Raw genomic sequence first — 16,336 nt, 5'->3', positions numbered from 1 at the left:
TTATGTTAAAATCTTCAAAAAAAGAAGATTCTAGTAAAAAAAATCAAAATAATAAGTTAATTTTTACTGTACGAAAATTATTCTCTCCGATAAAAAATTTTTTTAGAAAAACAAAAACGCCTGATAATTTTTTTGGTGTCATAAAACGCCTTAAAATTAATAGCCAAAAAATGACTTTAGACGAGCGTAATATTTTAGCTAATTTATTGGAGCTAGAAGATAAAACTATTGAAGATATAATGGTACCGCGTTCCGATATTGCGGCAATAAAATTAACTACGAATCTAGAAGAATTAAGTGAGTCTATTAAGTTAGAAGCCCCACATACACGAACTCTTATATATGACGGTACTTTAGACAATGTAGTAGGGTTCATTCATATCAAGGATTTATTTAAAGCATTGGCTACAAAGCAAAATGGTCGTCTAAAAAAGCTTATACGTAAGCATATAATTGCAGCTCCTTCTATGAAATTATTAGATTTGCTAGCAAAAATGCGTCGTGAGAGAACGCATATTGCAATAGTTGTTGATGAGTATGGCGGTACTGACGGTTTAGTTACTATTGAAGATCTTATAGAAGAAATAGTAGGGCGAATTGATGATGAGCATGATAAGCAATTAGATAGCGATAATTTCAAGGTTATTAATAATTCAACAATTATTTCAAATGCACGTGTTGAAGTAGAAGTGCTTGAAGAAATAATAGGAGAAAAGCTAAAAAATGATGATGATGAGTTTGATACGATAGGAGGACTCGTATTGACTAGAGTCGGTAGTGTTCCGGCTATCGGTACTAGAATAGATATTTCAGAAAATATTGAAATTGAAGTTACGGACGCAACTCCTCGTTCTTTAAAACAAGTCAAAATTAGACTAAAAAACGGCTTGAATAGTAAATGAATACGAATTTAGAGTCGGTTTGTCCTCTAAATTTGTTAAAAATATTTTGTTAATATATTTCAATATTATATTCTACTTCTCCAATTAATCCTTCTTCTTGGGTATTTGTTTCCATATAATAATTATAACAGGCTTCTCCTACTTTAATTGCAGCTAATGTTACCATTATGCCGGCAGCACATGCCATAGCAATTTTTAAAGGTGGATCAATTACTACTACATTCCAACAGCACACGCTCCTACTACTGCAAGTTTACCGTACCAAGGGTTTGTATTATCGTTTACTATTTCATTGATTATTTCTTTAAGCATAAATATTAATTTATTAATTAATTGTCAATAATAATTACCACGAAACATGGTAAAATGTAATTTTATAACATTATTTTTATTTGACTTAGCAGAGAAATTTGAGTTAAATATCGAAGCTCTATACATAAAAAATTATCGTTATGAATGAATTACATATTAAACTACAAAATTACAGTAGCATATATCCTGAAGAAATTGTTACAAAAACAAAAATGCTTGAATTTTTAAATGAATATGACAACCCTTTTAGCCGAGATTTACAAATAGGGCATTTCACTGCTTCAGTTTTTTTACTTAATAATGATAAAACGAAATTTTTATTGATGCACCATAGAAAGCTTGATAAATGGCTTCAACCAGGCGGTCATTGTGATGGAGATAGTAATATATTAAATGTAGCGGTTAAAGAGGCTATAGAAGAATCCGGAATTAATGAAATCAAAACTATAGATAAGGAGATTTTTGATATAGACACCCATTATATTCCGCAAACTCATAAGGAGCCTGCTCATTATCACTATGATGTACGATTTTTACTAAAAACAGTAAATAATGATAATTTTATAAAAAATAACGAATCGAATGAACTTAAATGGTTTAACTTTTCTGATTATTCAAAATTAGATATTGAGCTAGAACGTTCCGTTACTAGAATGATAGAAAAATTTATAAAACTGAGGTCCTGTACACTTTTAATAGAATAATCATAATTATAGCTCTTTTTAGCTGCAAATTATAAGATTTTTTTGAAATATGAATAACTATTCCGACAAAAATCTTATTAATTTTCGCTTAAAAATATCTTATAATTATAATCATTAATCAAAAGTGCACAGAACCTAACCATCCTGCTTGTTAAATATAAATTATTTCTCTATAATGGCATTTTTTAAATAAAATATAAATCAAAAGCCATTTTATTCTAGAATTTTTTCATTCCGTAGTAAGAATAAGGAAACTAACACTCCAAAAAACCTCAAAATTACGCATCCAAAGCCAATTAATGAGAGCGGATATGCAAACTCTCTAGCCGGTGAAGTTGTTACTATTAAACTTAATGATCAGTCTCATAATTTTATAAAGAGTGAAAAAGTTGTTCTAACTTCATTTAAACCACCTTCTTCTCAAAGTAAAGACGAATTTGATACTATCTTAAAAGATGTTGAAAATATTTTAAAGGATTTTGAGATTTTCTTAGATAATATAGATACTAAAGCTTTAGGAGAGATTGATTCATAGTAAAATCGATAGTTTTATGCTGTAAGATTTCTAGCTGAAAAGGGCATTGTTGTAAGGATATTAGGGACGTCATTGCGAGGAGATGCATAGCATCGACGTGGCAATCTCATAAGGTAAGTATATAAGGTTCATGAGATTGCCACGCAGCCTACGGCTGCTCGCAATGACGATTTAATATCCACTACGCCTACGCGGGAATGGCATCGAGAACCACACAACAATATCATTATGCTATTTTTTGATATTCAAAATATATTTTCCTTACTGCATAAATCCACGCTAAGCATACAAAAGTAAATACCACCATTAGAATCGGTGAGATTGAGGTAAAAGTAGCAGTCGGAACTAAGGTAAAGATAATAGATTGTACAAGACCGCTAGAAGATTTGCCGACTTTCGCACTTATTACGTCGACCGCTGCTTTGCCTTTGGTTTTAAGTTCATCATCAAGCGGTATATATAACATTTCTCTAGAAGTATCCCATATAGAATATTTAGTACCTTTAGCTAAAATATTTTGAATACCGCCGATCGAAACGGCAAGAGCAAGCGGTGACATTAAAATTGTTCCATCAAATAGTGATAGGATTTGTTGATCAAATACTATTAGCACAAAGAATAGTATACCGGTGACCATTATTATAACCGGTGAAATAACTGCTGCTACGAACCAATTATGCATACGCATAACGTTATTACCGATAATAGTCATAACCATTATCGTAACACCGGTCCATAATATGTATAAACTATTAAATTCAGCATAAGTATTAACTGTTGGATACAGCTCTTTTATTTTTGCTTTCCATACGGCTTCAACTAAGTTCATTGATAAGCTGAAAGCTGCCGAACAAATTAAAAGTAACCATAAATATTTTGATTTTGCAATATACTTCAAACTCTTAATTAGCCCCATACGTTCCGTAGTTGATCTGCCGCTTTTTGCTTTAGCATAAAATAACGGGTTAGTGAAAACATTCTTGCTAATAAACCTAACTAACAAACAACAAACAATAGCAACAATTGCTACAATTGTCGTGGATACTTGAACTAAAGTGATTTTACTATCCGAAATACTCATAAACTTCTTAATGATAGTATCTTCTGATGATAGATTCATCATTAAAAAGCCGACTAATATTAAGGAAGAATTACCGAATAATGAAAAGAGGGTATAGAATCTTTTTGCTTCTTCAGTAGTAGTAAGTTCGTTAGCAAACTGCCAAAATAATAACACATAAAAAATATTGGGCCAAAGCTCGGCAAGGCTATAATATAATATATAACCCCAATTACCTACTAATGAGATATACCACTTAAAATGAGGATAGCGTCCCATCCAGTCGGCTAAATTATCGGGATGTACGTGAAAAACATGGATATTAGGATAGATTACAAAAGCAAATAAAACAAAAAAGCTGATGAAAAATGCACTTAAATAATAAAAGATCTTCTCAAAAGTAAGGTGATTAATCATTTTAGTGTAAATAATCACGAATAAAGCTGCAGCAGGTGTAACACAATAAACTTTAGAAAAACCTGCTATCTCTGCACTGATTTCAGAGATTAGAATACTATCTTTTAAGATTCGTAAAATATTTTGATTAAATAAGATACAAAACATTAAGACACTCATCGGAATAAACTTTCCGAGTTCGTAATTATGCACAGGCCAAAATGCTGCTCTGAATTTGCTTTTAAACGATCGTGATGAGGTACTTAGCATTATAAATCCCTAAGGACAAAAAAAAAACTTAAGCACTTTAGGTTCTGTGTACTTTATAATCATTAATTATAAAATACACAGAACCTCAGATTTTATGAAAATATATTTACAGATAGCATCTGAGAGATGGTATACTGTTTATTACACTATGAAGATGCTGCACTTATATAAGATATTCAGCCTTTTGTCAAGAATTTACTTATAGAATATAGATACTAATAAATGTTAGATAGTAATAAACTACAGGAATATTTTGACCTTTATAATAATTATGCAAAGATACATAATTTAGGTAATAAATATTTAGAATCCGGTAAAATAGTAATGCAAACAGAGCATTATAGGGTGTTGTATTACTCGGTGTCATCCCGTGGCTTGTCCACGGGATCCAGTAATAAAAAATACAAAAAGCTCGATTTATCTCGCTTTATGTTGGATCCCGTGGACAAGCCACGGGATGACAATACTTTCCTAATCATTCCTTCTATCTTTAACTCACCGGAAATATTTTTTTTAGCTCGTGACAAAAATTTTATTGAAAATTTGAGAAGCTATGGTGAAGTTTATTTAATAGATTGGCTAGATATTGGGGAACCTAAATATTTACTAGATGACTATGTGCATAAAATAATTGAAGTAATAGATAGTTTGAAAATTAAGGACATTAATTTAATAGGTCATTGTATCGGTGGTAACCTTGCGATAGCAGCAAAAATACTTATGCCTAAATTTATAAAAACTCTGACTTTACTTACTTGTCCTTGGGATTTTTCTCATTTTTTCTATATAAGAATGTTGCATCGATATTTAAAACTAGATAGTGGCATAGAAAGTTTACCGATAATTCCTAAAATTCATATACAGATTTTATTTTTTCTTTTATTCCCTGATTATTTTAATGCTAAATTAAAAAAATTTTTCTCTATAACTGCAGGTAAGGAGCAGGAACTAGCATTTAGAATAGAAAATTGGCTTATGTCCGGTAATAATATATCTAAGGGGGTTTATAATCAAATTATGCAAAATATATTAGATGAAAATATGTTTATAAATCTTAAATGGAAAATCGATAATTTTATTATTGATCCGAGTTTAATTTATTGCCCTGTATATATAGTAGCAGCGGAAGATGATCAAATAGTGCCTAAATCTTCCATTTTACCTTTGCAAAAATTATTAAAAAATTCTAAGCTCATAGAAGTAAAAGGCGGACATATTAGCTATTTGATAAATGATAAATTATTTAAGGAGTACACATTATGACAAAACCGGTTTATATAACACATGCGAAAAGGACGGCTTTCGGCTCGTTTATGGGTAGCCTTAGTACAACAGTTGCACCTATGCTTGCCGCTCATTTAATAAAGGATATACTACAAAATAGCAAAATCGATCCTGCTTTGGTAAATGAGGTAATCCTTGGACAAGTAATAACAGGCGGTAGTGGACAGAATCCGGCAAGGCAAACTCTGATTCATGCGGAGATACCGAAAGAAGTGCCTGGCTATACGATTAATAAAGTATGTGGCTCAGGTCTTAAAAGCGTAGCACTTGCAGCAAATTCGATTATGACTGGTGATAATGAAATAGTTATAGCAGGTGGGCAGGAGAATATGTCGCTCGGTATGCACGGTAGCTATATCAGAGCAGGAGCTAAATTCGGCGATATTAAAATGGTTGATCTAATGCAGTATGACGGGCTAACTGATGTATTTTCAGGAGTATTTATGGGAATTACTGCCGAAAATATCTCGAAACAGTTTAATATTAGCAGACAAGAGCAGGACGAATTTGCCTTAAGCTCTCATAAAAAAGCAGCTAAAGCACAACTATTTTTAAAGATGAAATCTTACCTATTGAAGTAACGATTAAAAAAACTACTAGTTTGTTTGAACATGATGAAACGGTAAGACCTGATACCAGCCTTGAAATCTTAAGTAAATTACGTCCTGCTTTTGATAAAAACGGTGTAGTTACTGCCGGTAATGCTTCCTAAATTAATGACGGTGCGGCATGTCTTATGGTAGTTTCCGAAGAAGCTTTGAAAAAGCATAATTTAACGCCGCTCGCACGTATCGTTTCTTATGCTTCAGCCGGTGTTGATCCAAGCATTATGGGTACTGCCCCCGTTCCTGCCTCCCAAAAGGCTTTAAGTAAAGCAGGTTGGAGCGTTAATGATTTGGAAGTTATTGAGGTTAATGAGGCGTTTGCTGCTCAAAGTATTTATGTAAACCGTGAAATGAAATGGGATATGGATAAGGTTAACATAAACGGCGGTGCAATAGCAATCAGGCATCCGATCGGGGCAAAAGCGGCGGACGTGTTCTTATTACTTTAATACACTCTTTACTAAGAGCTAAAGCTAAAAAAGGCTTGGTCACTTTATGTATCGGCGGCGGTATGGGTATGGCTATGTGTGTTGAATCGGTTTAAATGTGCATTTGATTATGAGACTGTTAACAGTCTCATACCTATTTTCGTAATTTGCTATTGAAAGTAACTACAGTTTATTATAATATATATCTGATTTAATATCACTACAACCTAATAATGCATCATTACAGTGCGTTATTGTACTTATAAACTCATGGAATGCAGAAGAGTTAGAGAATGTTTCCGGTTCGTAACTCTCCCAATAATTTTCTGCTTCTTCTATATTATTACAAACACGCTTTAGCTTTTGACCAAAATATTTAGGAATATTCCCTAAATTTTTTGCCCAACTCCTATACCATAAAATAGTTAGGATTAAAATCAGTAGGATCTATAAGAGGAGTTAGTTTAAAATGCTTCAATAAATTAGAAAAGTTATTTATGAGTTTATGAGAGGCTAACGCTTCATTGGGTACGTAATTCTCATCATCAAATTTATGAAATATTTTTAATCTTTTTAGGCATATAGGTATCTCTTTTGCAAGTTCCACATAACGAGAAGATGGAAATTGCGTATTATAAAAGGTATAAGTTTGATTGATTTTAAGCCATTCCTGATCATTATTTATTATTTGTGCATCTTCAATTGGATATGCGTCATTCCCATCAATTAAACAAGACAATATATAACTTAAGGTAGCTAATTGCATGCTTGGTGACCAGTTTATAGGATTCCAAGAAGACCAAATGCTAGACACTATATATTTAATAATTTCCTTATTATTTTGCATTTATTATATCCTGTTTGGGTTAAGGAAATATATTAAATGAATTTGTAAAAGATAATAAAGTTTTATTAAAAATCATTAATAATTTGGCGATAATTGTGTTAATTATACACATCTTTATATGCTGTAAATAGTAACATTAAAAAGTTGTTTACTTCTTCTAGTTTCATACTTAGGATATTTCTATTTTAAGTGTAAACTTCTTTTTATGTACAATCAATCCGATGAACAAATCAAATCTATTCTAGATGTATGGAAGATTATTGAACTTTCTACTCCTCCTAAAAATGAAACTTTAAATAGTTACTTTGCTTATGCACAAAAACATGCTACTCAGCAAAAAGAGTTTTATAAAGAAATTAATAAAAAAGACTCTCTTTTTCTGTTACAAGATGCACCTTTTGAAAAATTTAATAAGGAAAAATTAAAAGCAGAATTACCGGATTATGACATATGTGTTCATTGGCATCTATATCTTAGTTATTTAAATTGGACTGAAGCTGAAATTGCTATTGAAGAAAAAATCAATGAATTATTTAATGTAAAACCTAAAATTTTGTATGGCTCTAAGAACCGCAAAAAACCTGTATTAACTCTGGTCGTTGCACTAACGCTTGATGAAGATATGAATCTTATAGATAACTCAATGGTTATATCTACCGGTGCTTATGTTCTAGGTAAAGTTGTACGAGTAGGGTTTTCAGAAAATGATTTTGAAGATTTGATTGAGTTTGAAGATAATAGTGCTGCATAATAGTAAATGCATTAAAAGATTCTTTCGATAAAACCGGTCAACAAAAGAAATTTAATTTAGAAAGAGTTAATTATATTGCTAATTTTATAATTAGTGAATTAAAGATCGATGGGAAATTTTTACTCAGTAATCCTGAAATATGCGTTAGAAAAATAACTTATAGAAAACTTAGGAAAAATGAAAAAACTAAAAATGCTTATACTAATCAAACAGTAACAGATAATAATTTAAAAGAAGATACTAAAAAGGAATTAGATTGGGCTCCTGCCCCGGCTTTAGAAATGTTTAATAGTTTTTTTCTAAAACCTCTTGATTTAGTACGCAATAATATTGATAAATTTACTGCAGATTCTCCAATTACTAAATATCTTGGAGCTAATGATAAACCTCATATAAAAGATGTTTTGAGTGATTCGTTATTATTAAAAGAGTTACTTGAACCTTCTAAAATGCAGTTTGCTAGGTGGCCTTCATCACCAAAAAATTGCCTAGCTGCTTTACAAACCTCTGCTATTAATACGATACTACAAAAAATAGAAAATACAGAGCATATTTTTGCAGTTAACGGTCCACCCGGAACCGGTAAAACTACTTTACTATTCGACATAATAGCAAATATTTACGTCAAAAGAGCATTAAACCTTGCTACATTAAAAACTCCCGATGAAGGATTTAGTGACGATCAACATTGCTTTAAAGTTTCAGGATTTGAATATAAAATAAAAACTCTTGTCCCTTCTCTTCAAAATCATGAGATTGTTATAGCTTCTTCTAACAATAATGCAGTTGAAAACATTTCTAAAGAGTTACCTCTTTATGCAAAGATAGATAAAATTTATCATGAAGAGTTAAAATTTTTTGATTGGTTAGTAAACGATACGGATAGAAATACAAACTGGGGAATATTTACGGTAGTACTGGGAAGAAGTGCTAATCGTCAAAGTTTTATGGAAAAATTTTGGAAACCTGAATTTCCTAAAGAACAGGAAGGTTACAAATGTAAAACAATGTTTCAATATTTAAATTTACTAAAAGGTAAGTCTGAAGCTCATAGCTTAAAGTATTTAATGCCTAAATATTGTAACTCATATATAGATACTAAGGAAGAATGGCAAAAAGAATGTTTATATTTTAATGAATTATATCAAGACGTATTAAAAATTAACGATACAATAGAAAAAGTTATTACTCTTAATAAACAAAAAAGTGATTTATTAAAAGATTATCCAAATAAAGATTTGTTAGTTATTTTAGATGAATATGTAGAAGAAATAAAAAATTTTGAATCAACCTTAAAATATATTGATTCTAAAATTCAAGAATTTGATTATGAAATTGGTTCACTATCATTAGGATTTTTAAAACCCATACATACTTTTTTTAAAACAAAGAGATATAATAGTTTTATTCAAGATAACTTATGTTTAATTCGGTTAAAAAATGAACAGTTAGAGTTAAAAGAAAAAAACAAAAGCGATATCAAAAAGCTTCAAGATAAATCCAAGCAATTAAAGCTCGATATAGAAAAGCTTACAAAAATAGAAAAATCCTTATTTGTTAGTATGGATTTTTTAATCTCTAAAAATTTTGCCGTTACAATCTTTAATGATAATGATTTTGAACAAAATTATTCTACTGATTATGACACATTTCATAAAATCACACCTTATTTTAATCAAGAAGTAGAAAAATTACGATCAAAATTATTTATTCAAGCAACTAAACTACATGAAATATTTATAAATGCTAATGCTCGTAATTTTGGGGATAGTTTAAGTTTATTTTCTGAAATAATGAATGATTCCTTAATTTCTGCTATTTTATATCTCGATTATATACCAGCTACCGGCTTTTAAATCAAATATGCTTTTTCCTTTATTGAGCATAGGGCTTGCTCTATGGGTATAAACTCTATTTCTTTGGTTCTAAAACCCTCCTGAAGTCCAAGAACTGTATTGATAAATTTCTTTAATCTCTCTAAATCTCGAAAGATTTTTTTAAACAAACTATCATTCGTTTTTTGGTGTATAATTGTTACTCATTTATGAATCATATTAAACTTTAGGCTACAGGAGATAAATCTTGTATCTATATAGTTTTTTCTACTTTTTACTACAAACAATATGTTTATTAAGTTTTTACAAATTTTATATTGTAATCAAAAGCTGAAATAGCTAGGCTATTTTAATAAATAAAATTTAAGTATTGTAAGAGGTACAAAATGAAAGAACAAAAATTATTTATAAATGATATGAATTATATAAATCAACACTATACAATAAAAATTTTTGGTTTTGTTCCTAACAGTAGTTTTCAAAAGAAAATAGAGCCATTCTGTATATTTAATAATGAATCTTTTGGATTATCATACGTACCTATAACCGAAACTCTACAATTCAGATTAACAAGAAATTTCTTCGTAAAACTAGATCTAGAACCCATAAATGCTAGAGAAAATATTAATATATTAAATGCCCTTTCATACGATGCTCAAAATCAATGGTATGCAGCAAAAGATGGCGAGGAGGTTAGTGTTCATTATGCTAACTTACAAGAAATAAAAGGATTAAGAGAGTTAGTAGAAAGCGATAAAGTTAAATTATCATCTCATGATAAAACAGGAACACTTGAGCTTATAGCTCAATATGAGCAAACCTATCCAGATTTAATTAAATTAATGGGTGCAGAAGATGATATTATATAATCTTAAATAGTTAAAGTTTTTAATAAAATTTAAAAAGGTAAGGTATGAAAAGACATTTTACATGTAAATCTAATTTCCTTGTTAAATAAAGGAAATAAGGCAATAATTTGTATTTGCGAACCTTTAATGAGTTTAGATTATAGCTTATTAAGCCTACGCTTAAGTTTTGTTATGTTTACTTTGAAAACTATTAATTTTAAAATATGGTTTACTACCCATATAAATATATGGACATTTATTATAGAACTAAGTATTATTAAATTAATCGATTAAAGGCTAAAGATGCATTCTTCTTTTGAATGGGATGAAGAAAAAAATAACATTAATATTGAGAAGCATAACGTAAGCTTTTATGAAGCTCAAAAAGCTTTTCTAGATATAAAAAGGATAATTCTTGAGGATATAGACCATATATTACAGAAAAAAGATATTTTTGTTTAGGTCAAGTTGATGGTAATATTTTAACAGTCCGTTTTATGTTTCGAGGTAATCATATAAGAATTTTTGGAGCAGGATACTAGCGTAAAGGTAAGAGAATTTATGAGCAAGAGAATAAAATACACTGATGGGGAAATAGGGGAAGTAAAAATAGTAAAAGATTTCTTACCAGATCCTAGAGAACTGTTGTTAAAAGATGATTCTGTAAAAGTAACCATTTCTTTAAGTAAAGAGAGCGTAGAATTCTTTAAATCAGAAGCAGCAACTGCACATGTTCCTTATCAAAAAATGATTAGGATGTTACTAGATAAATATACTAAGCATTATAAAGAAAATAAAAGAGCATAGAGTTGGCGGAGAGAGAGGGATTCGAACCCTCGATACGGTATGACCCATATAACGGTTTAGCAAACCGCCGCCTTCGGCCACTCGGCCATCTCTCCGGTTATGGCTTAACTTTATATCATCTAAATTATAAAATTTCTAGAATTATTTTAGAATTTTTATTATTGATTTAAATATTATTCATAATCATTTTCTGATAATGCAGAATTGCCAATAATCAAAGATTTCGTATCAAAGCCTGGTAGCCCTTTAAAGTCCATATGCCAATAACTAGGTAAGCCATCCCAGCTTCGGTAATATTCAGCATATTTGTAAAAACGTTCAGTCTCTGTTTCTATAGTTTTAATATTTGTATTATCGTTACAAATATTAAAAAGTTGTTCGGTTATGTAATAAATAGATTTAATATCATTTTTATATTTACATATCAGGTATTCTATAATTTTGGTTCGCTTGTTTAAGTTCAGATTATAAGAGTCTGAAATTAACAATTTTACAAAACCATCTTTATTGTTGCAAATATTAAAAAGCTAAAGGGTTATGGGATAAACGGATTCAACATCATTTTTATATTCGTCTATTAAGTATTTTATAATTTCAACTTGTTTGTTTAAGCTAAGGTTCATAGAGTCAGAAATTAATAATTCTACAAAATCCTCATTATCGCTACAAATGCTACATAGTATTTCTGAATGTTCTTCGCTAAGGTTATTAAATAATTTCTGATATTTAACTAAAAATCTATTCCAAGTTATTGCTTCGATATTTATAAAGTTCTTATAGTTTTTTGGTTGGCATTCAGGATTATATTTTTGTAGCGGTACTATAAAGTTGAGGTTATCTAAATTTTGATGAAAATTTTGTAGTTCTTCAAAATGTGCAGCCATAAAAATGATCGTATACTGAGTAATAGCAGAATCTACAAAATAAAATTGATAAATAAATTTGATGATATTTGATATATCTGCTACTAACTCGCTGTCTAGTTTTCTAATATCATTTACTATATCATCTATATATTTTAACTCTTCATTTGTGTGTTCTTCATAATTAATATTAAAATCTTCAAAGGTAATAACTTTCCCTTTGGCTATTTTATCTATTATTGTATAGTTTTTAATTATAGGTTCTTCATAATTAGCGATAGTATAAATTTCCGGATTATATATATCTTTGAAATTATTTCGCAGCATATTTTTTACTGCTTTTACCGTATTTTAATTTAGATAATCAAGCTCTAGCATATGAATATTGGTAAGTAGTAAACTTGCATTATCTTTTTTATCAAAAGGAACAACATACCATGGATACTCACCTTCTTTAATGTATCCTTTAATAAGAGCAATTTTTCTATAACATTCTTCTTTTAAAAATGTATCATTAGTATCTGTTAAAGCTAACTTTTCAAGTTCTGTTATTACCCTATTTAAATAGCTTCGCCAATCACTAGTTAATAATTCTAGCAATTGCTTAAAAAAACTAAAACTAATTTTCATATAATAATAATATTAAGTTAATTTAAAAACTTTATATACTCTGCTGCTTTCAAGAATTGCTTTTTTCTTTTATCAAAGATTCGCTCCTCACCTATTTAAGTATAGGCTGCGGGTGCTCACCTCTCAAAATAAAATGAGGGTTCTTGAAATCATTTGAGTATAAATCAGAAGTTATGAGAGAGTGTCTAAAAAATTCTGTAGTTCTTCTAAATTACTTATATTACTTAACTTATATGGATAATTAATTTTTCGGAGCATATTTGTTAATACGCTTCCGGCACCTATTTCTACTATATGAGTTATATCTAAATTATTAAATAGTTCTAAAGTTTCACGCCATCTAACTCGTCCGCATATCTGAAGAATTAAATTTTGTTTGATTTCTGTAGGATCTAGAGTAGGTTTTGCGGTATAATTTTGAATTACCGGTATCAAAGGCTTATTAATTACAGCTTTATCAAGAGCTACTCGCATTTTTTCTTCTGCCGGCTTCATTAAGCTACAATGAAATGGAGCACTGACTTTCAGTTTTATCGCTTTATAGCCCAAATCTTTAATTATGCTAATAGTATGATCTATAGCTGTGGTCTTGCCGCTAATAACTATTTGTCCTTCGATGTTATCATTGGCAATTTGGCATAAATTTATTTTGTTGATATCTTCTAATATTTTTTCAAGTTTTTGAAGTGGAATATTGATACAAGCTGCCATGCTTCCCTCACCTTCAGGACATGCTCCTTGCATAGATGTACTACGTATATGCAGTAGTTTTGCTGCTGTCTCAAGACTAATACTTTCAGTGCTACATAAAGCACTATATTCACCTAGCGAATGACCGGCAGCATAATCGTAAAGACTGTCCAAACTTTTACCGGTTTCAGCTTTGATAATATTTATTATTGCCATAGATACTGCCATTAATGCCGGCTGTGCGTTGGTAGTTAGGGTTAGTTCCTCGGAAGTGCCGTTAAAAATTATGTCGGTAAGTTTTCGATTTAGTGCTTCATCAACGATTTGAAAAGTTTCTTTAGCTGGTTTAAAATTATTATAAAAGTCTTTTCCCATGCTGATCAATTGCGACCCTTGACCGGGGAAGATAAAAGCTGTTTTCATATTTGGTATTATCGGTTGAGTTTATTAATAGATTTTATTAAAATTTTCTAAAATAGTCAAATTATTTTAAGCATTTTAAAACTGTTTTTCAATTGCTACGCTACATATAATTTTTACAAAAGTATTAATTTTTCTTAGCTCTATAACTTGATTACTTCCAACTAGTACTATAAATTAAACTAAGAAAATATAAACAAGGAAATTAATTATGAAGTTAAAAGAATATTTTAAAAAGTTAGAAAGTACAGCTTTTGGTCCATGGCTTGCTGCATTTAAAAGATTATTTACAGAAAAGGAATTAGAAGAGGAAATAGCGAATATAAAACTAAACGAATCTGAAAAACAAGAGGTTAATAAAAAAGATTTAGTTATTTTATCTAATAATGTTATTGAAATTGAACAAAAAGATACAATAGAGCATGAAATTTCAAGAGTTAACCAATATAAAGAGAATATACGTTTGGTATTTACCCTAATTACCAATATTCAATTAGAAAAATTTGCAGAATTTATCTCTAATTTACCGAAAAAACGTAGTGAATTTAAGGATTACTTTCATAGTGAAGAACAAAAAGATGGGTTTTTTAAAGAAGATGCTTATAAAAAAGTTGTTAATAAAGGTAAATTAGTTGAAAAATTTCAAAACTCACATAAATATAATTATGAAGAAATAGAACAAAATGTTCATGAATTACAAGCTTATTTAGGTTCATATGAATATAAGTGCGATATTCCTAAATCTGATTTATTAGGGCATGATTATTACTATAATGCATAAATTATTATGCTATCTGAAGTAGCGGTTTCAATAAAGATCTTATTAATTTTCTTATGACAATATTTAAATATAAATGATTTAAATTTAAGATATAGGAGTTAAATTGAAATAAAAAATATTTAAGTTGAAATTTAAATAAATGTTACTACTATTATGTAGTGTAAACTAAATTCTATGAAATTTATAATGTTTGATCAGTTAAATATCTTATATCCTCTGTTAATAAGTATTTTTATTTTTCTTGTTGTAGTCGTTATTTCTAAAATAACAAGGTATAAAAAAACCTTAAAAGAAAAAAATTTAAGTATTATTCAATTTTATCTAGATAAAAAATTTCTTCATAATCATTTAAATAAAAATCTTAAAAGCCCTAGAACTGAGAATTATGCTAATTCTTTTTTAGAAAATATAAAATCTTATTTTAAATTAGATGATATAAGAGTAATTTCGCAGAAAGAGCTAGAAAGTGATCAGGAACTCAGTAGTTTATTTAAAGAAAAGTTAGAAGAAGTTGCTGCATCTTTTTTAGATGAAACAAAAAAAGATATAACAACTTTGTATGAGGTGCTACATGCTAATAAAGAGTCACAGGATCAAGAAGAACATAGATTATATATATATTTACCGCCTGATCAAATAAAGAAGCAAGACGCAAAAAAACTTATTTATGTAAAATCTCCTTATAAATTTACTAAGGAAGAAATTGAAACACTGGATATTTATATACATTTAGTGCAGTTATTTAATACTAGTTCGGAGTAAGCTAGGAAGTAATTGCTAAAAGCGGGAATAATATTAAGGGCATTTTCCGATCCATGCAGCCGTTCTTTGACAATAGCTAATTGACTTTTTTAAAAAATTAATTAAAATCTTCCGCAAGAATAGCAGTAACGTTATTCCGGGGTGTAGAAGTCCTTTATAACAGATGGTTAGCATTATCCATTTAAAAATGCTCCTCAACTTTGTCATGGTTGGGGTGATTTTAGCTATGTTCAGGGTTTAAAGTTTGCACTTTAAACCTAAAAGCTATTATAACTGTTCTGTGACAGTTCTTCTAACGCCCCAACCACCCAAGGTTAAAATCTTCGGTGGTTGAAACTTGAGCAATTTAAGTTTGGGAGCATTAAAGTGTCAAATCAAGGCAAAAAAAGCATTTACGATATAGTATTAGATTCTACTGAAAAAGAGATAAACATGCTAAAAGATGAAATTGCATTTTTATTAAAAAATCCTGTCACAAAAGAAGATATAGAGAGAATCGAGCAACGTTTAGGAGAGTTGGAAAGCCGAATAATGACTTAATAAAGCATTGCTAACTAAAGAGAGATGATAATAAAAAAACTCGATGTCATCCCGTGATTTATTCAC

18 protein-coding genes, 1 tRNA gene and 1 pseudogene are annotated in these 16,336 nt (G+C 29.5%); 12 read left to right on the top strand and 8 right to left on the bottom strand.

Going from position 1 to position 16,336, the window contains the following annotated elements; all coding sequences use genetic code 11:
- Positions 1-2 precede the first annotated feature (2 nt).
- Positions 3-902 carry a hemolysin C gene (gene tlyC, locus ACE38Q_RS05105; protein ID WP_500190329.1) on the top strand — a complete coding sequence of 300 codons (900 nt, stop codon included), beginning with the start codon at positions 3-5 and terminating at the stop codon, positions 900-902.
- Positions 903-951: 49 nt separating this feature from the next.
- Here tlyC and ACE38Q_RS05100 read toward each other — a convergent pair whose 3' ends face one another.
- On the bottom strand, positions 952-1,137 hold the full coding sequence (locus ACE38Q_RS05100; protein WP_500190328.1) for a hypothetical protein: 186 nt from the start codon (positions 1,135-1,137) through the stop codon (positions 952-954).
- A 340-nt stretch (positions 1,138-1,477) separates the two neighbouring features.
- On the opposite strand from ACE38Q_RS05100, the gene ACE38Q_RS05095 reads away from it, so the two are divergent.
- The gene (locus ACE38Q_RS05095) at positions 1,478-1,918 is read left to right on the top strand and encodes an NUDIX hydrolase (RefSeq protein WP_500191309.1); all 441 of its coding nucleotides are present in this window, start codon (positions 1,478-1,480) and stop codon (positions 1,916-1,918) included.
- 761 nt (positions 1,919-2,679) lie between these two features.
- Here ACE38Q_RS05095 and tlc5 read toward each other — a convergent pair.
- Entirely contained in the window at positions 2,680-4,179 is a 1,500-nt protein-coding gene (gene tlc5 / locus ACE38Q_RS05090) for a GTP/GDP exchange transporter Tlc5 (RefSeq protein ID WP_500190327.1), read from the bottom strand.
- A 222-nt stretch (positions 4,180-4,401) separates the two neighbouring features.
- Between tlc5 and ACE38Q_RS05085 the strand changes: the two genes are divergently transcribed.
- Together ACE38Q_RS05085 and ACE38Q_RS05080 are read left to right on the top strand one after the other, a co-directional pair.
- On the top strand, positions 4,402-5,442 hold the full coding sequence (locus ACE38Q_RS05085; RefSeq protein WP_500190326.1) for an alpha/beta fold hydrolase: 1,041 nt from the start codon (positions 4,402-4,404) through the stop codon (positions 5,440-5,442).
- A pseudogene (locus ACE38Q_RS05080) lies at positions 5,439-6,612 on the top strand (acetyl-CoA C-acetyltransferase). The gene ACE38Q_RS05085 and the pseudogene ACE38Q_RS05080 overlap by 4 nt, the downstream one beginning before the upstream one ends.
- Before the next feature lie 293 nt (positions 6,613-6,905).
- On the opposite strand, the gene ACE38Q_RS05075 reads toward ACE38Q_RS05080, so the two are convergent.
- The gene (locus tag ACE38Q_RS05075; RefSeq protein ID WP_500190325.1) at positions 6,906-7,343 is read right to left on the bottom strand and encodes a hypothetical protein; all 438 of its coding nucleotides are present in this window, start codon (positions 7,341-7,343) and stop codon (positions 6,906-6,908) included.
- A 205-nt stretch (positions 7,344-7,548) separates the two neighbouring features.
- Here ACE38Q_RS05075 and ACE38Q_RS05070 point away from each other — a divergent pair, with 205 nt between their 5' ends.
- The 5 genes from ACE38Q_RS05070 (at position 7,549) to ACE38Q_RS05050 (ending at position 11,584) form a co-directional block, all read left to right on the top strand.
- Positions 7,549-8,094, top strand: coding sequence for a hypothetical protein (locus ACE38Q_RS05070; RefSeq protein ID WP_500190324.1), 546 nt, complete (start codon positions 7,549-7,551; stop codon positions 8,092-8,094).
- Positions 8,095-8,375: 281 nt separating this feature from the next.
- Positions 8,376-9,950: an AAA domain-containing protein gene (locus tag ACE38Q_RS05065; RefSeq protein ID WP_500190323.1), complete on the top strand. Its 1,575-nt coding sequence runs from the start codon at positions 8,376-8,378 to the stop codon at positions 9,948-9,950.
- Between the two features lie 365 nt (positions 9,951-10,315).
- Positions 10,316-10,798 (top strand): hypothetical protein, encoded by a 483-nt coding sequence (locus tag ACE38Q_RS05060; RefSeq protein ID WP_500190322.1) that lies wholly within the window; start codon positions 10,316-10,318, stop codon positions 10,796-10,798.
- Between the two features lie 282 nt (positions 10,799-11,080).
- Complete coding sequence (locus ACE38Q_RS05055; protein WP_500190321.1) at positions 11,081-11,239, top strand: BrnT family toxin; 159 nt, start codon at positions 11,081-11,083, stop codon at positions 11,237-11,239.
- Between the two features lie 99 nt (positions 11,240-11,338).
- A complete protein-coding gene (locus tag ACE38Q_RS05050; protein WP_500190320.1) occupies positions 11,339-11,584 on the top strand; it encodes a CopG family transcriptional regulator in 246 nt (81 codons plus the stop codon).
- A gap of 3 nt (positions 11,585-11,587) precedes the next feature.
- Here ACE38Q_RS05050 and ACE38Q_RS05045 read toward each other — a convergent pair.
- The 5 genes from ACE38Q_RS05045 to fabD form a co-directional block, all read right to left on the bottom strand.
- Positions 11,588-11,679 (bottom strand) — tRNA-Ser (locus ACE38Q_RS05045).
- A 78-nt stretch (positions 11,680-11,757) separates the two neighbouring features.
- Entirely contained in the window at positions 11,758-12,072 is a 315-nt protein-coding gene (locus ACE38Q_RS05040; RefSeq protein WP_500190319.1) for a hypothetical protein, read from the bottom strand.
- Positions 12,073-12,111: 39 nt separating this feature from the next.
- A complete protein-coding gene (locus ACE38Q_RS05035; RefSeq protein WP_500190318.1) occupies positions 12,112-12,774 on the bottom strand; it encodes a hypothetical protein in 663 nt (220 codons plus the stop codon).
- Positions 12,775-12,798: 24 nt separating this feature from the next.
- Positions 12,799-13,077, bottom strand: coding sequence for a hypothetical protein (locus tag ACE38Q_RS05030; RefSeq protein ID WP_500190317.1), 279 nt, complete (start codon positions 13,075-13,077; stop codon positions 12,799-12,801).
- A gap of 171 nt (positions 13,078-13,248) precedes the next feature.
- The gene (gene fabD, locus ACE38Q_RS05025) at positions 13,249-14,190 is read right to left on the bottom strand and encodes an ACP S-malonyltransferase (protein WP_500190316.1); all 942 of its coding nucleotides are present in this window, start codon (positions 14,188-14,190) and stop codon (positions 13,249-13,251) included.
- A gap of 208 nt (positions 14,191-14,398) precedes the next feature.
- Between fabD and ACE38Q_RS05020 the strand changes: the two genes are divergently transcribed.
- From ACE38Q_RS05020 to ACE38Q_RS05010, 3 genes are all read left to right on the top strand, one after another.
- Complete coding sequence (locus ACE38Q_RS05020; protein WP_500190315.1) at positions 14,399-14,968, top strand: hypothetical protein; 570 nt, start codon at positions 14,399-14,401, stop codon at positions 14,966-14,968.
- 174 nt (positions 14,969-15,142) lie between these two features.
- Positions 15,143-15,730 carry a hypothetical protein gene (locus ACE38Q_RS05015; RefSeq protein ID WP_500191407.1) on the top strand — a complete coding sequence of 196 codons (588 nt, stop codon included), beginning with the start codon at positions 15,143-15,145 and terminating at the stop codon, positions 15,728-15,730.
- Between the two features lie 366 nt (positions 15,731-16,096).
- A complete protein-coding gene (locus ACE38Q_RS05010; RefSeq protein WP_162180257.1) occupies positions 16,097-16,270 on the top strand; it encodes a DUF5320 domain-containing protein in 174 nt (57 codons plus the stop codon).
- Positions 16,271-16,336: the final 66 nt, after the last annotated feature.

The organism is Rickettsia endosymbiont of Thecocarcelia acutangulata (assembly GCF_964263195.1).
Classification (GTDB): domain Bacteria; phylum Pseudomonadota; class Alphaproteobacteria; order Rickettsiales; family Rickettsiaceae; genus Rickettsia; species Rickettsia felis.
This window is presented reverse-complemented; position numbering and strand designations above follow the sequence as displayed.

Bases quoted from the DNA above. Each gene is read 5' to 3' on its own strand.
- tlyC (WP_500190329.1), top strand. From the start codon at position 3: ATGTTAAAATCTTCAAAAAAAGAAGATTCTAGTAAAAAAAATCAAAAT.
- tlc5 (WP_500190327.1), bottom strand. From the start codon at position 4,179: ATGCTAAGTACCTCATCACGATCGTTTAAAAGCAAATTCAGAGCAGCA.
- ACE38Q_RS05085 (WP_500190326.1), top strand. From the start codon at position 4,402: ATGTTAGATAGTAATAAACTACAGGAATATTTTGACCTTTATAATAAT.
- ACE38Q_RS05075 (WP_500190325.1), bottom strand. From the start codon at position 7,343: ATGCAAAATAATAAGGAAATTATTAAATATATAGTGTCTAGCATTTGG.
- ACE38Q_RS05070 (WP_500190324.1), top strand. From the start codon at position 7,549: ATGTACAATCAATCCGATGAACAAATCAAATCTATTCTAGATGTATGG.
- ACE38Q_RS05065 (WP_500190323.1), top strand. From the start codon at position 8,376: ATGTTTAATAGTTTTTTTCTAAAACCTCTTGATTTAGTACGCAATAAT.
- ACE38Q_RS05060 (WP_500190322.1), top strand. From the start codon at position 10,316: ATGAAAGAACAAAAATTATTTATAAATGATATGAATTATATAAATCAA.
- ACE38Q_RS05055 (WP_500190321.1), top strand. From the start codon at position 11,081: ATGCATTCTTCTTTTGAATGGGATGAAGAAAAAAATAACATTAATATT.
- ACE38Q_RS05050 (WP_500190320.1), top strand. From the start codon at position 11,339: ATGAGCAAGAGAATAAAATACACTGATGGGGAAATAGGGGAAGTAAAA.
- ACE38Q_RS05035 (WP_500190318.1), bottom strand. From the start codon at position 12,774: ATGCTGCGAAATAATTTCAAAGATATATATAATCCGGAAATTTATACT.
- ACE38Q_RS05030 (WP_500190317.1), bottom strand. From the start codon at position 13,077: ATGAAAATTAGTTTTAGTTTTTTTAAGCAATTGCTAGAATTATTAACT.
- fabD (WP_500190316.1), bottom strand. From the start codon at position 14,190: ATGAAAACAGCTTTTATCTTCCCCGGTCAAGGGTCGCAATTGATCAGC.
- ACE38Q_RS05020 (WP_500190315.1), top strand. From the start codon at position 14,399: ATGAAGTTAAAAGAATATTTTAAAAAGTTAGAAAGTACAGCTTTTGGT.
- ACE38Q_RS05015 (WP_500191407.1), top strand. From the start codon at position 15,143: ATGAAATTTATAATGTTTGATCAGTTAAATATCTTATATCCTCTGTTA.